This window comes from Kitasatospora sp. NPDC041917, assembly GCF_055589745.1.
Genome location: NZ_JBVJBI010000004.1, coordinates 312,486 through 326,092, shown reverse-complemented (window position 1 = coordinate 326,092; position 13,607 = coordinate 312,486). Strand labels below are relative to the sequence as shown.

Below are 13,607 nucleotides of genomic sequence, written 5' to 3'. Positions count from 1 at the left end.
TCACCCCTTGAGCTCCGTCCCACGCCCGTCCCGCAGCACCACGACCCCCCGGGGAACCTCGACCCGGTACTTCGTGTCGCAGTTCGCCAGCCCCGAACACCCCGCCCTGAGTTCGAGCACCCCGTCCTCGAGCGTCCAGGACTCCTTGACGCTGCCGACCTTCCCGCTCGTGTCGAACCAGCGGGTGACCTTGACGCCCTCGCGGTCGACCGCGACCAGGTCGGCCGGCGCACCGTGCGACTTCACGTCCAGGCTCCTGCCGGCGAACTCGAAGGTCCTGTCCTCGGGCGCGGCGTCCATGGCATCGGCACAACCGGCGAGCGACACCAGCGCGGCCACCACGAGAACGACCGTCCCGTATCCGGATCTCGCACGTCGCTCCACCTCATCCTCCTTGCGGCTGTGATCGGACGCACCGTTCCGGGCCCATCCCCGGGGCACGTGAACCCGCTCGCAAGCCTGGCCGATCCGCGGACTCCTGCCATCTGCCGTTCGGCAGATATCCCGTATGACCAAAGGGGGAGTTTCTCCCACCGACAACACCCTCCCACCGTCGCCAGAATGGCCTCACGGCCGGTACGACCGGACCGTGCGACAGCACCACCGGGAGGGGACCACATCCATGGACAGCACGACGCGACCCGCACAGAGCCCGGCACCGGCCGAGGCCACCGGGCTCTCCGCACCCGCCGGATCCTCCGTACCCACCGGATCCTCCGTACCGGCCGGCTCTTCCGTACCCGCCGGGTTCTCCGTACCGGCCGGGCTCACCGCCCTCCGCCGGAGCCTGACCCTCAGCAGGCTCTCCTGCGTCGCCCTCGTCCACTCCCTCGGCGTCACCGGCGCGATCTCCCTCACCGGCCCGGGCCTCGGACTGGTCCCGCGGGCCATGGCCCGGGTGCGCGCGCTGACCGACCGTCAACGCGCCCTGGCCACCGACTGGTCCGGCATCCGCTTCCCGGGGCCGCCCGGCCCGCTGCCCCCGGTGCCCGAGGGCGCCTCCGGCGTATTCGCCCGCTACCGCTGGATCACGGGCGACCCGCAGACCCGCCGCGAGTTCCACTGGATCCTCGCCGAGCCGTTCCTCGGCAGCGTGCTGGCCTTCCTGCCGGTCGCCGCCCTGCTCAGCGGCCTCTGGGGCGTCTTCCTGGCCCTCTTCGGCGTCCCGCTGTCCGCCGAGTGGGGCGGCCTCTGGTACGAGTTCATCCCGATCGAGGGCACCGTCACCGCCGTCCTCGCCGGCGTCCTCGGCCTGCTCCACCTCCCGCTCGCGCTCTGGCTCGCGCCCCGCACCGTCCACCGGCACGCCCGCCACGTCCACTCGATGCTCGCCCCGGGCGAGCAGGAGCTGCTGGCCGGCCGGATCGCCCACCTGACCGCCACCCGCAGCACCGCCGTCGACACCCGGATGGCCGAGATCCGCAGGATCGAGCGTGACCTGCACGACGGCGCCCAGGCCCGGCTGGTCGCGATGGGCATGACCCTGGACGCCGCCGAACACCTCCTGGAGAGCGACCCGCAGGCCGTCCGCGCCCTGCTGGTCGAGGCCCGCCAGTCCTCGGCCAAGGCCCTGGAGGAGCTCCGCGACCTGGTCCGCGGCATCCACCCGCCGGTCCTCGCCGACCGCGGACTCACCGACGCGGTAAGGGCGTTGGCCATGGTCTGCCCGGTCCCCACCGAGGTCTCGGCGGACCTGCCCGGCCGCCCCGAGATGCCCGTCGAGTCCGCCGCCTACTTCGCGGTCTCGGAGCTCCTCACCAACGTCGTCAAGCACTCCGACGCCGGCCGCGCCGGAATCGAACTCCGCTACGATCGCGGCGTGCTGCGCATCACCGTCTCCGACAACGGCCGCGGCGGCGCGGACGCCCGCCGGGGCACCGGGCTGCGCGGCGTCGAACGACGGCTCGCCACCTTCGACGGGGTCGTCTCCGTCAGCAGTCCCCCCGACGGTCCGGCCACGGTGACCATGGAGCTTCCTTGCGCATTGTCCTCGCCGAAGACCACTTCCTCCTGAGGGACGGCCTGATCCGCCTCCTCCAGGCCCACGGCCACGAGGTGGCGGCCGCCGTGGACAACGGCCCCGACCTCCTCCGGGCCCTCACCGAGCAGCGGCCGGACGTCTCGATCGTCGACGTCCGGCTGCCGCCGACCTTCACCGACGAGGGCCTGCGCGCCGCCCTCACCGCCCGCCGCACCACCCCCGGCCTCCCCGTCCTGCTGCTCTCCCAGTACGTCGAACCCCTCTACGCCCGCGAACTCCTCACCACCGGCGGCCGCGGCATCGGCTACCTGCTGAAGGACCGCATCACCAACGGCGCCCAGTTCCTCGACGCCATCCGCCGCGTCGCCGCCGGCGGCACCGCCATGGACCCCGAGGTCGTCACCCGACTCCTGGCCGCCAAGGACCGCGACACCGCCCTCGCCACCCTCTCCACCCGCGAACGCGACGTCCTCGAATCCCTCGCCCAGGGCCGCTCCAACGCGGGCATCGCCCAGGCCCTCTTCATCACCGAGAAGGCCGTCGCCAAGCACATCACCAACATCTTCACCAAGCTCGACCTCCCCCCGACCACCACCGACAACCGCCGCATCCTGGCCGCCCTCACCTACCTCGACCAGTGACCCCACCCGCCGGCGCACACACAAAGGCCCGGACCGGATCCCATCCGGCCCGGGCCTTCGGCAGTGCGGCACGGTCCGTTCTTGCGGACGAACCACTCAGCACCGGTACTCGACCGATGACAGTGCGTCATTTTTCCCTCAGCCCGGCTTTCAGCGCCCGCAACCGGCTGTCCCACGTGCAGACCAACTCGTGGAAGCCACCCGCACTTCGACTGCGGGCAGACTGCAATCGGGACTCCGCGAGATCGAGCCACCCGCGCTGCCATCCGCTGTCTCGGGGAAAGGGGTCCATGGAGCCGGCGAGTTCGGCCGCCCATGCGATGGTCTGACCGCGCATGAAGGCAGTGTCGACCTTCTCCTGACCGTTGACGGCTGCTTCCATGACCCTGCGTCCGTCGAAGCAGTTGTAGGCGCGCCAGGCGCTGGACCGGGCCGCTTCGGGATCCCGCTCTGCGTTCAAGATAGAACGCCGCAGGTAGAGACTCCCCAGAGACATCAGGACTTCAACGTCGGTGAAGTGCTCTTCAAGGAGATCATCCACCACGAGTGCCTCATGGGGCGCTGCCGCATGCTCCCATTCAATGGAGTCCGCCGCGGGGCCGCTGTCGATGTCCGCGGCCGTCCGATCCCGACGTTCATTGAGGTAGCGCCCCACGTTTCCGACGTAGTCGTCACCGATCAGCTCGGCAAACTTGGAGTCGGCCAGGTCCCAGTCCACCGGCCTGCCCAACTCAAGGGCGATCCGAGCGGACAGCAGCGACACCCGGGGGGCCTGTGTGTGGAGTTCGGAGACCTCCTGCAGGTAGTCCGAAGCCGCGCACAAGGCCGACTCCCGCGCCGCGGAGGAGATCCCCTTTTCATAGATCGCCTGTCTCAGCAGACACTCGGACGCCTCGATCAGACCACGACGCCAACGGTCCCCGTCCCGCTCCTGCCGAACCGCCTCAGCGTGGAGTCGGGCCGCCTCGCCGTACTCCCAGATGTATCGGTGGTAGGACGCACGGGACCTCATGACGTCCAGGTTCCGCGGAAACAACTGCCCGGCCCTGTCCAGCAGTTCCCAAACCGGTCCGTGATCGACCTCCTGCGGGCGCCTGCTGTAGATCGCGGTCCAGCGTTGGTACTCACGAGTGATCCTGATGCGGGCCTCGTACAGCGCCCAGGTCGGACCGTACACCCGCTCATGCGCCATCAGCGCGTTCCAGCGCCCACGGTGAACCTGGTCGGCTCGCACCTGCTGCAAGGAACGGCCGGTGTTCCAGCCCGTGTTGTGCACGGGCACGGCCTGCGCCGCGACCACCAGGGTCCCTTCCCGCTGCCAATCGCTGTCCAAGCACCACAAGTGCAGCAGGGCCAACGACTGATTCCCGGCCCGGACCTCCTCACCACTGTCGAGCCACCGACGGACCTCTTCGACGGCCTTGGCGTGCTCCGGAAGCAGCGTCCGTCCACGACCGCCCCCGGACCAGACCTGCTTCGTGCGCAGCAGCCGGAGCCACGTCATGTAGGTACGTCCGGTGGGGAAGGACCGCACGGCGATCCGGGCCATGCGTACACCCTGTTGGAGGCTGTGCCGGGCCGACGCGTGATCGTTGCGCTCACGGTAGACATAGGCCAGGAACGCGTTGGCCTCGGCCAGTTCGACCATGTGGTCCACCGGCATGGTGGCGCTGGGCCCCTCCCGATCGGCAAGGCTTCCGGCCCGGCCGTTCAGTAGAGCGAGAACCTCCCGGGCACCCGCGTACTGCAACTCCAGGTCCGCGTGCCGCTCGTGGACCCTGCGCAGGAATCCGGCCGCCTCGACCACCAGTGGCACCGGCCAGTCGTCCCTGGAGCCCCACGCCTCCTCAAGTGCCGACAGCGTCTCCTGGGCCAGCTCCAGCCGCTCTCCGTCCCCTCTTGTCTCCTGTGCGTACATGTACCCGCTTGCCAGAAGATTGTGTGTCCACTGCTGCTGCCGCTCCGGGACCACGCTTGCCAAACGGGCGTTCTCGTTCGCGAGTTCATAGGCGGAACGCACCGCTGTCCGTCGCTCGTCCGCCGTCGTCGCCGTCGCACGGCGAAGTCCTGCCAACCTGTAGAGGAACCAGTTCCGGGTCTGGCGGGCCCGCGAGTCCTGTGCCAGAGGAAAGACCTCCAGCAGTTGCCCCGCCAGTTCGAGACTGTCGGAGGCATCGGCGCCGACGTCTGCCGAAATCTGGGCAGCAGCCGTGTTCAGGATCCAGGATGTCGACCACAGCAGACGGTTCAGCGAGACGTTGGCGGGACCTTCGTGGAGGGCCGCCAGCTGTCGCGTCAACCGTTCACGGGCAGGGGCCACCTGGGCAAGCGCGCGATGGCGGCGCGCCCCGTGGAAGCCGCACTGGTCGACGGAGCGAAGCACACGCCACGGGGCGGCTTCACCGCACACCTCCAAGAGCGATACGGCGTACTCGAACGCGGACAGGAAGGTCGCGGCTGCGTCCGGCTCCTGCACCGACGCCCGGGAGGCCAGGTTGAGGCGTCCCGCCGCCGCGTACAGTTCGTCGATCAACTCCCATCGCCGCACAGCGCCGTTGCCGGGTTCTGGACCGTTCGTCACAGCATTCTGGGCAGCCGATCGCTCACTCTCCGCGCCAGTCCGCGAGACCGTCTCCGGCGAGGTGTTCGCCGGCTCCGTCAGCGGAACAGAACCGATCGTCTGCGCCACCGGCAGAAGGACCGCGTCCGCGGAGTCGCCGTTGACGTAGAGGCCGAGTCGCGCGCGCAACCCCGGCAGCGCATCCGGGACATGGCGGTCGATCCATCCCACGGCCCGACGCAGCGCCTCGATCACACGAGGCACTGCCTCCGACTCCCCCTCCGTCTCCCCGCTCGGCAGCACCGTGTTGGCCAGCAGGCGCCCGGCAGCGATCAGGTTCCGGTCGACAACGTCGCACGGGCGTTCCCCGCCGGCGCCTGCCGTCATGTCGGCGGTGGAGCGGATCGTACGCAGGAGGTCGTTCCTGAGCGCCTCTCGACTGACCGGGCTGACCTCCAGCCGGGGGGAATCCCCGGCTGGAGGTCCCGAGTCGGCGGCGGGACGCCAAGGGATGAGAATTCCTTCGTTGAAAAGCACCCGCAACACACTGTCCGGTAACCCCATGCCCCGGAGCGCGGCTACCGGGAGTGGCAGTTCGTCGATGACTCCCCACACGGTGAGGAGGGCCTGGCCTTTGGTGCGGTCCATTCCTGTCGCGGTGGACCAGGCCCTGTCCAGTACGCTGGCGATGGTCGGCTCTGCGGCCTCCATCAGAGCTTCTTCGAACTCTTCAGGCCCAATCTCCACCGCCGCCCGGGAACGGGCGTCGAATCCCGCGAGGAAACTGTCGTAATCGTCCTTGCGGTGAATTCGACAGACCAGGCGGACGGCGCGTTCGATGACCCCGGGACGACGCACTATCTCGTCATAGCCCACCAGGTCCAGGCCGTTGACATCGGTCACGAGATTCTCGCCGGCGAGCCAGTCACCGATCAACGCGAGAGCGTCCGATGTGGCCAGCGCAGGTACGACGAGTGGCCTCGGCCGGTGGTTCCCACCGTCGATCTCAACGGTTTCGGTGGTCTCCACGATGACCGCGGCGCGCTTGAAGACCTCCTGCCTCAGCAGCTCGTCCAGCTCTTCACGGAGTTCCGGGCGATTCAAGTCGATGCGACACGCCTTGATGACAAGAATGAGACTCCTGCCCTTGACCTGACGAGGCAGAACGAGGTCGAGAAGGCCATCGGTCGTACGCTTGGCCGCAACCATGAATTCGCTGTCGTCCAGCGTCTGATGCAGCGCTCTGGTGATCGCCTCCATCAGCGGGCTCTCAGCCGCCGCACTGGGCTCGATCTCGAGTACCACGGGCGGGAGGGAACCCGCGGGCAGCAGGTCGGCCTTGGCGAGAAGCGAGGTGAGAAGCGCCGACTTGCCCACCTGCGCCCGTCCCGTCACGGGAAGGACCTGCCCCATGCGCACCATTTGGCGCGCCTCACCCAGCAAGGCGTCGCGCCCCAGGAAAGGGATCGGCAGCGGCAACGGGTCCGGGCCGAGGTACTGGATCTTCTCAGGTTGCGCTGGCGTCCCACTGTCACTGTCCGGCGCAGCGGCTTGATAGCCGGCCGCCTCGAACGGCTTCACGAACCGCCGGTTCCTCACCCAGGGCAGTTCACCCACCCGCGAGTCATTGGTGACCGGTCGCGGGTAACCACGGCTGGTGAGCCACTTGTCGACATGCGTCAAGAGTTGCCGCGGTGTCCAGAACCGCTCGGTGGGTGGCCCACCAGCCACCAGGCACGTGATGAGGGCCTGGCCGAAAGCCGTGAACTCGTTGTCCTCGGGCGACTTTGCCGTTCGGTTGGCTTCGCAGGCGGCGAGGACGTAGCAGCCCTCGGGTGCCTCACCGGCAACGTGCTGCTCGAAGGGCAGGACGTCCATGGCCAGCCCGGCATGGCAGCAGTCGAGAAGTACGAGTTTGATCGGCGCGGGCCCGCTGCCCACTGCATTCATCAGGTCGGCGAACGCCAACATGGTGCTCGGCATGTCGGCTCGGGAATGCGTCAGTGGCAACAGGAGTTGCCCGCCTTCTTCGACACCGTGACCCGCGAAGTAGAGGACGAAGCACTCCTCCGCCGCCTGGGACGCCGCCTGGACGACCGAGAGGATCTCGGCGGGGTTGCTCTTGTGCGTCAAGATCTCCTGGCAGTGATCGAGCCTGAGCCCCCACACAGCAGGATCACGCAGTTGCTCGCTCACCTTCTCGACGGTTCGCTCAACCGCCTCGAGCTCGGCGAACGTACTGTCGGTGAAGATGCGGGACGAGATGAGGACGGCGCGTGACTTCTCTCCGGCAGGCGGCTCGGCGTTCATGAACTGCCGAGAGAACGCGGCAGTTCGCGGAGCACCGCCTCGGCAGTTTCGGGGTCACGCGCCTCGATGGTGATGGTCCGCGTGCCGTCAGGAGCATCCACGCGTTCGATGACCAGCATCGGCCTGTCCTCGGCCGGACGGGAGGCGGCCTTCGACCGCCAGTAGTCGATCACCGACTGTGCCAGCACTCCGACCAGTCCCGCATCGATGGCAAAGCGCAGACAGTCCGCAAGCACTCCCATGTCACCTGGAAGGGTGGCCGCATGTTCGCGCCGGATGACCACACGACGCAGATCACGCTCGGACTTGAGCCACTTCTCCAGCGCGCCCAACTCGTCGGATCGCGCGTCCACCAAACGAAGAGTGATCTGCACCAGGCCCCCCGGGCTTGCGACCAATCAGATGCCGCACCCTACCAGCTGCGAACAGGCCGAGGCGCCGGCCTCGGACACGCCTCTCCGCTCCGTCGCGGCCGACTCCGCGCACGATGCGGCGCATGATCGCCGTTGGCGCGTCGTCGACGCCTGCCGCAGGTCGCGGAAAGGCAAAAGCCCCAGGTCACGGCGAGTGAGTCCTGGGGCTTTCACAGAGCCGCCTGCGGGATTCGAACCCGCGACCTACGCATTACGAGTGCGTTGCTCTGGCCAGCTGAGCTAAGGCGGCACCGTTGCCGTGTGTGGCGGCAACGCGGGCCAGTCTACACAGGTTCGCGGGTGATCCGTTACCCGGTATCCGGGGGCGGGGGTCAGGCGGAGGAGACGGCGAGTTTGGCGGCGAAGCCGGCGAAGAGGACGGCGACGCCGCTGGTGAGGGTGGCGGAGAGGCGCTTGCGGCGGCGGAAGGCGGTGGCGAGGGTGGTGCCCGCGAAGATCAGGAGGGAGAGGTAGAGGAAGCTGAAGATCTGGAGGATGCCGCCGAGGAGGGCGAAGGAGAGGGCGGGCTGTCCGTAGGAGGCGTCGACGAATTGGGTGAAGAAGGAGAGAAGGAAGAGGATGGCCTTCGGGTTGAGGAGGCTGATCACCAGGGCGCGGCGGAAGGGGTTCTCGGTGGTCTCGGGGGTCTGCTCGGTGGTGGGGTCGGCCGCGGCGCGGCGTTCGCGCCAGAGTTGGCGGGCGGCGCGGAGCATGCCGTAGCCGATCCAGAGGAGGTAGGCGGCGCCGCCGAACTTGACCACGGCGAAGACGGCCGGGTTGGCCTTGAGCAGGGAGGCCGCGCCCAGCGAGGTGAGGCTGATCAGGGTGAGGTCGCCGATGAAGACGCCGGCCGCGGCCCGGTAGCCGGTGCGGATGCCCTTGCGGGCCGCGACGGACAGGACGTACAGGGAGTTGGGGCCGGGCAGCAGGATGATGACGAGGGCGCCGAGGACGTACGTCGCCAGGTCGTTGACTCCGAGCACGATGAGCTCCGGTGCAGGGGAGGGTGGCAGGGGGCGCTCATCGTAACGTCGTACCGGTAATCGGTTGAAGTGAAAACCACCTGTCGGTCGGCCGGCGCCCGGCCCGCCCTACCGCTCGCAGCGCTTGCCCTGCTCCGGGGCCTCCCCGGTCAGCAGGAAGCGGTTCACCGCGCCGTCCACGCAGGTGCTGTGCCGGCCGTACGCGGTGTGGCCGTCGCCGTCGAAGGTGAGCAGGCGGCCGGACTCCAGCTGGCCGGCCAGCGACTGCGCCCAGGCGTACGGGGTGGCCGGGTCGCGGGTGGTGCCGATGACGACGATCGGGGCGGCGCCGGCGGCCCGGACGGTGTGCGCCGCACCGGTGGCCCGGACCGGCCAGTAGGCGCAGGTCAGAGCCATCCAGGCCATGTCGCGCCCGAAGTGCGGCGAGACCCGCTCGAACTCCGGTACCGCCCGCTGGACGTCCTCCGGGCCGTGGAACGGGGCGGGCAGGTCGAGGCAGTTCACCGCGGTGTTGGCGAACATCAGGTTGGGGTACGAGCCGTCCGACTCGCGCCCGTAGTAGTCGTCGGAGAGCTTCAGCAGCCCGGTGCCGTCGCCGGCCTCGGCATCGGTGAGCGCGGCGCGCAGCTTGGGCCAGAGGAAGTCGGCGTACATGGCCTGGATGACGCCGGTGGTCGCCTGGGACCCGGTGAGCCGACGGCCGGCGTCGGTGGTGGGCAGGGGGGCGGTGCGGACCCCGCCGAGCAGGGCGGTGAGCCGGTCGCCGACCTGCTGCTCGGTGCGGCCGAGCGGGCAGTCCTCGCGCTGGGCGCAGTCCTGCGCGAAGGCGGCCCAGGCGGTCTCGAAGCCGCCCGCCTGGGTGCGGTTGCCGGTGACGGAGTCGAGCGCCGGGTCCATCGCGCCGTCCAGCACCAGCCGCCCGACCCGGCTCGGGAACAGCCCGGCGTAGGTGGCGCCGAGGAAGGTGCCGTAGGACTTGCCGACGAAGTTCAGCTTCTCGTCGCCGAGCAGGGCGCGCAGCACGTCCATGTCGCGGGCGGCCTCGACGGTACTGAGGTGGCCGAGCACCGCCCCGGCCTGCGTCCGGCAGCCCTCGGCGAACTCCTTGTCGGCCGCGACCAGCGCGTCGACCCCGCCCCGGTCGCCGGGCGTCAGGCCGACGGCGGTGTAGGCGTCCATCCGGTCGCCGCTCAGGCAGCTGACGGGGCTGCTGCGGCCCACCCCGCGCGGGTCGAGGCCGACCAGGTCGTAGCGGGCCCGCACCTCGTGGTCGTACGTCCGGGCGGCGGCCTCCAGGTACTCGATCGCGGAGCCGCCGGGCCCGCCCGGGTTGAGCAGGAGGGAGCCGAGCCGCGTGTCCTGGGAAGCGGAGGCGACAGCGGCAGCGGCGGAGGCAGAGACAGAGGCAGAGGCGGACGGGTCGGAGGAAGCGCTCCCGGGCACCGCCGGTTCCGCCGCGGCGCGGGCGGCCGCGAGGGTGAGGTCCCCGTCCCCCGGGTGGTCGTAGTCCAGCGGCACCCGGAACGTCGTGCACTCGAACCCGCTGTCGCAGGGCTGCCAGACCGGACGTTGCGCGTAGTACGGCGCGAGCGCGGCCGGGACGGCGGCGGGCAGCGGCTCCAGCGGGGTGGCTCCGGCCCTCGCGGCCGTCGGGGCCGAGGACGTGCCGGAGGCGGCCGGGTCCGGGGAGGGGGCCGCCGGTGCCCCGGCCGGATCCGCGCTGCAACCGCCCGCCAGCAGCCCGACGACGACCAGCGCCGCAGCCGACACCCGTGCCCGCACCCGTGCCCGCACCCGCGCCCGCACCGATGCCCGCGCCTGTGCCCGCTCGAAGGCCCTCATCCGCCACCTCTCCGCAACCGACCAGCACGTGGAAGAACCGAAGGAACCGGGGGAACACCGGGGAACACCGGAGGAACACCCGCAGTGGGAACAACCCTCGGAGCACCCCGGAGGAAACGCCGCTGCCCGGCACCCGTTCCGGGGTACCGGGCAGCGTAGCCCCGCCGGACCTGCCCTCAGGACGCCCTTGCCAGCGCCTCGGCCAGAAACTGCGCCGCCTGACGGACCAGCCGCAGCCGCTCCCGGTCGGGGGTGAAGTCCTGCACGTTGTCCGAGATCCGCACCTCGGCCTTGGCCGCCGCTCCGGGGCCGGCCTTCAGCGCGGACTGGAGCCTGCGAGCCGCGTCCAGCCCGGCGGAGTCGCCCTTGGCGGCGGCCAGCAGCAGCTTGGCGGCGCTGCCGGCCGGGGCCTCGGCACCGGTCTGGGTGAGCGCGGTGGCGTCGTACCGGCCGGAGACCGCCGCCGCCGCGCCGTACAGGTCGGGCCGGGAGAGCCCGGCGGCGGCCGCGCAGGGCGCGCCGGCCTCGACGCCGAGGGTGCCCCAGGAGGCCGGGCCGGGCGGCAGGGTGCGGAAGGAGGTCGCGATGGTGGTGCGCAGCGTCGCGTCGTCGGCGACGGCGGCCGGAGCGGCGGCGACCAGTTCGCAGGGGTGCGCGGTGCCGTTCGGCGCCTCGGGGGCGACCAGGATGAACGGGTGGGACTTGCCGGTCTGGAGGGCCGAACCGATGCCCTCGAAGACGTCCGGGACCTCGGCGTCGGCGGTCTTCTGGGGCGTGGCGGCCTGCATCACGACGACCGGGAAGCGGGCGTTCGGCTCCTTGGCGTACTGCGGCGGAAGCCAGACCCGGATGTTGCGGGGGTGGCCGTCGGGGCCCGGTACGGCGGACTGGAGCAGCTCGCCCCCGCCGGGGTGGCCGACGCTGTCGAAGCGGCTGACCACGGCGGGGGCCGCGGCAGCTGCGACGGCAGCGGCGGCCGACTCGGCGACCGCGGGCGGCACCGCCTGCTGCTGCCGGACCGCCGTCCCCGAACCGGTCCCGGCACCCGTGTCCGTGCCCGGAGCCGAGCCCGCCGCGTCCACGACCGGCTCCGCCCGGTCCGGCTCCTGGGTGCCCCGGCCGAGACCGCCGAAGGCGCCCAGCGTGGTGAGCACCGTCAGCGCGGTGACGCACACCCCGCAGACCATCGCCCCCGCCGCCCGCAGCAGCATCGGCCAGCGGTCGCCGGCCAGCTCGTAGGTCTCGGCGGCGCGCAGGTCGCGCCAGCGGTGTTGGGCGCCCCGGGCCAGCCAGAGCCCGCCGAGGGCGGCGGCCAGCAAGGGGATGACGAGGAGCGAACGAACCACGGAACGCACCACCTCTGGAGGGGGTCGCGCCGAACCGGACCCGGCGCGCACGGGAGGCGACCGCCCCGGCAGCGGGCGCAGTCGGCCCCCAGCGTGCACAACGGGTGGACGGTCACACGACGGTGTGCCCGGCGAGTGTCGCTCGTTCACTCGAAGGTGGGATGGCGCACCGGCTCCGGGAGGCGTACAGCCGCCGCCCGCCGGAGCGACGCCCGGGCGGACGGCCCGAGGGCCCGGAGCCGGACGGCCCCGGACGGGACCGCCCCCGATCCCCGATCCCCGATCGGCGATCCCCGATCGGGGGTTCAGCCCGCGCGCAACGCCACCGTCATCGCCTCGACCGCGAGCAGCGGGTCGACGTTGCGGTCCAGCGCCTGACGGCAGGCCAGCACCGCCTCGATCCGCCGCAGCGTGCTCTCCGCCGGACCGGCCTGGGCCACCCGGTTCAGCGCCTGCCGCTGGTCCTCGTTGGCGAGCGAGCCGGTGGAGCCGAGCTGGATGGCGAGCACGTCCCGGTAGAAGCCGAGCAGGTCGAGCAGGGCGACGCCGAGGGTCTCCCGGCGGGTGCGGGTGGCCCGGCTCTTCTGTCGCTTCTCCAGCTCCTTGACCGCGCCGGCCATGCCGCGCGGCACCTTGCCGCCCTCATAGGCGCCGTAGGCGGCCTTGAGGTCGTCCGTCTCCTTGGCGTCCTGGGTCTCGGCGAGCGCCTCGGCGTCGGCCTTGGCGGTGTCGACCAGGCGCTGGGCGGCGGTCAGGCAGCCGCCGATGTCTCCCACCTCCAGCGGGATACGCAGCACCTCCGTCCGGCGGGTGCGGGCCTGTTCGTCGACGGCGAGGCGGCGCGAGCGCTCGATGTCGCCCTGCCCGGCCAGCGCGGCGAGCCGGGCGGTCTCCGGGTCGACGCCGTCACGGCGGACCAGCGTGTCGGCGACCGCCTCGGCCGCGGGGGTGCGCAGCACCAGCAGGCGGCAGCGTGAGCGGATGGTCGGCAGCACGTCCTGGACGGAGGGGGCGCACAGCAGCCAGACGGTGCGCGGGGAGGGTTCCTCCACGCCCTTGAGCAGCGCGTTCGCGGCGGCCTCGGTGAGCCGGTGGGCGGCGTCCACCAGGATCACCGACCAGCGGCCGCCGGTCGGGTAGCTGGAGGCGCGCATGACCAGGTCGCGCATGTCGCCGACGCCGATGGAGAGGCCGTCGGTACGGACGTACTTCACGTCGGCGTGGCTGCCGGCCAGCACGGTGTGGCAGCCGTCGCAGAACCCGCAGCCGGGCGTGCCGCCGAGCGCGAGGTCGGGACTGGTGCACTGGAGGGCGGCGGCGAAGGCGCGCGCGGCGGTGACCTGCCCGGCGCCGGGCGGGCCGGTGAACAGCCACGCGTGCGTCATGAGGGAGGCGTTCGCGCCCTCGACCGGGGCGGTCCCGCGACCGGCCTCGATCGTCGCCCCGGCCGCCCGGGCGGCGGCGGTCAGCTGCTCGACCACCCGCTCCTGGCCCACCAGGTCGTCCCAGACGGCCACTGCTGCTCCCAAGC

At 71.2% G+C, this 13,607-nt stretch carries 9 protein-coding genes and 1 tRNA gene; 2 read left to right on the top strand and 8 right to left on the bottom strand.

Annotated features, from left to right (window positions below; translation table 11 throughout):
- Complete coding sequence (locus tag ACZ6EM_RS07195; RefSeq protein ID WP_465771893.1) at window positions 1-384, bottom strand: hypothetical protein; 384 nt, start codon at window positions 382-384, stop codon at window positions 1-3.
- Between the two features lie 238 nt (window positions 385-622).
- On the opposite strand from ACZ6EM_RS07195, the gene ACZ6EM_RS07190 reads away from it, so the two are divergent.
- Window positions 623-2,014: a sensor histidine kinase gene (locus ACZ6EM_RS07190; protein WP_465771892.1), complete on the top strand. Its 1,392-nt coding sequence runs from the start codon at window positions 623-625 to the stop codon at window positions 2,012-2,014.
- Entirely contained in the window at window positions 1,978-2,622 is a 645-nt protein-coding gene (locus ACZ6EM_RS07185) for a LuxR C-terminal-related transcriptional regulator (protein WP_452178799.1), read from the top strand. The genes ACZ6EM_RS07190 and ACZ6EM_RS07185 overlap by 37 nt, the downstream gene beginning before the upstream one ends.
- A 127-nt stretch (window positions 2,623-2,749) precedes the next feature.
- Here ACZ6EM_RS07185 and ACZ6EM_RS07180 read toward each other — a convergent pair whose 3' ends face one another.
- The 7 genes from ACZ6EM_RS07180 to ACZ6EM_RS07150 all read right to left on the bottom strand — a co-directional run bounded on the left by ACZ6EM_RS07180 (window position 2,750) and on the right by ACZ6EM_RS07150 (window position 13,593).
- Window positions 2,750-7,492 (bottom strand): caspase, EACC1-associated type, encoded by a 4,743-nt coding sequence (locus ACZ6EM_RS07180; protein ID WP_465771891.1) that lies wholly within the window; start codon window positions 7,490-7,492, stop codon window positions 2,750-2,752.
- Window positions 7,489-7,845 (bottom strand): effector-associated constant component EACC1, encoded by a 357-nt coding sequence (locus ACZ6EM_RS07175; protein ID WP_380541559.1) that lies wholly within the window; start codon window positions 7,843-7,845, stop codon window positions 7,489-7,491. The genes ACZ6EM_RS07180 and ACZ6EM_RS07175 overlap by 4 nt, the downstream gene beginning before the upstream one ends.
- A gap of 236 nt (window positions 7,846-8,081) precedes the next feature.
- A tRNA-Thr gene (locus ACZ6EM_RS07170) sits at window positions 8,082-8,155 on the bottom strand.
- A gap of 82 nt (window positions 8,156-8,237) precedes the next feature.
- Window positions 8,238-8,888: a leucine efflux protein LeuE gene (leuE, locus tag ACZ6EM_RS07165; protein ID WP_465771890.1), complete on the bottom strand. Its 651-nt coding sequence runs from the start codon at window positions 8,886-8,888 to the stop codon at window positions 8,238-8,240.
- A 108-nt stretch (window positions 8,889-8,996) separates the two neighbouring features.
- Window positions 8,997-10,730, bottom strand: coding sequence for an alpha/beta hydrolase (locus ACZ6EM_RS07160; protein WP_465771889.1), 1,734 nt, complete (start codon window positions 10,728-10,730; stop codon window positions 8,997-8,999).
- 176 nt (window positions 10,731-10,906) lie between these two features.
- Window positions 10,907-12,076 (bottom strand): alpha/beta hydrolase, encoded by a 1,170-nt coding sequence (locus ACZ6EM_RS07155; protein WP_401044916.1) that lies wholly within the window; start codon window positions 12,074-12,076, stop codon window positions 10,907-10,909.
- A gap of 305 nt (window positions 12,077-12,381) precedes the next feature.
- On the bottom strand, window positions 12,382-13,593 hold the full coding sequence (locus ACZ6EM_RS07150; RefSeq protein WP_401044926.1) for a DNA polymerase III subunit delta': 1,212 nt from the start codon (window positions 13,591-13,593) through the stop codon (window positions 12,382-12,384).
- Window positions 13,594-13,607: the final 14 nt, after the last annotated feature.

Bases quoted from the DNA above. Each gene is read 5' to 3' on its own strand.
- ACZ6EM_RS07180 (WP_465771891.1), bottom strand. From the start codon at position 7,492: ATGAACGCCGAGCCGCCTGCCGGAGAGAAGTCACGCGCCGTCCTCATC.
- ACZ6EM_RS07190 (WP_465771892.1), top strand. From the start codon at position 623: ATGGACAGCACGACGCGACCCGCACAGAGCCCGGCACCGGCCGAGGCC.
- ACZ6EM_RS07160 (WP_465771889.1), bottom strand. From the start codon at position 10,730: ATGAGGGCCTTCGAGCGGGCACAGGCGCGGGCATCGGTGCGGGCGCGG.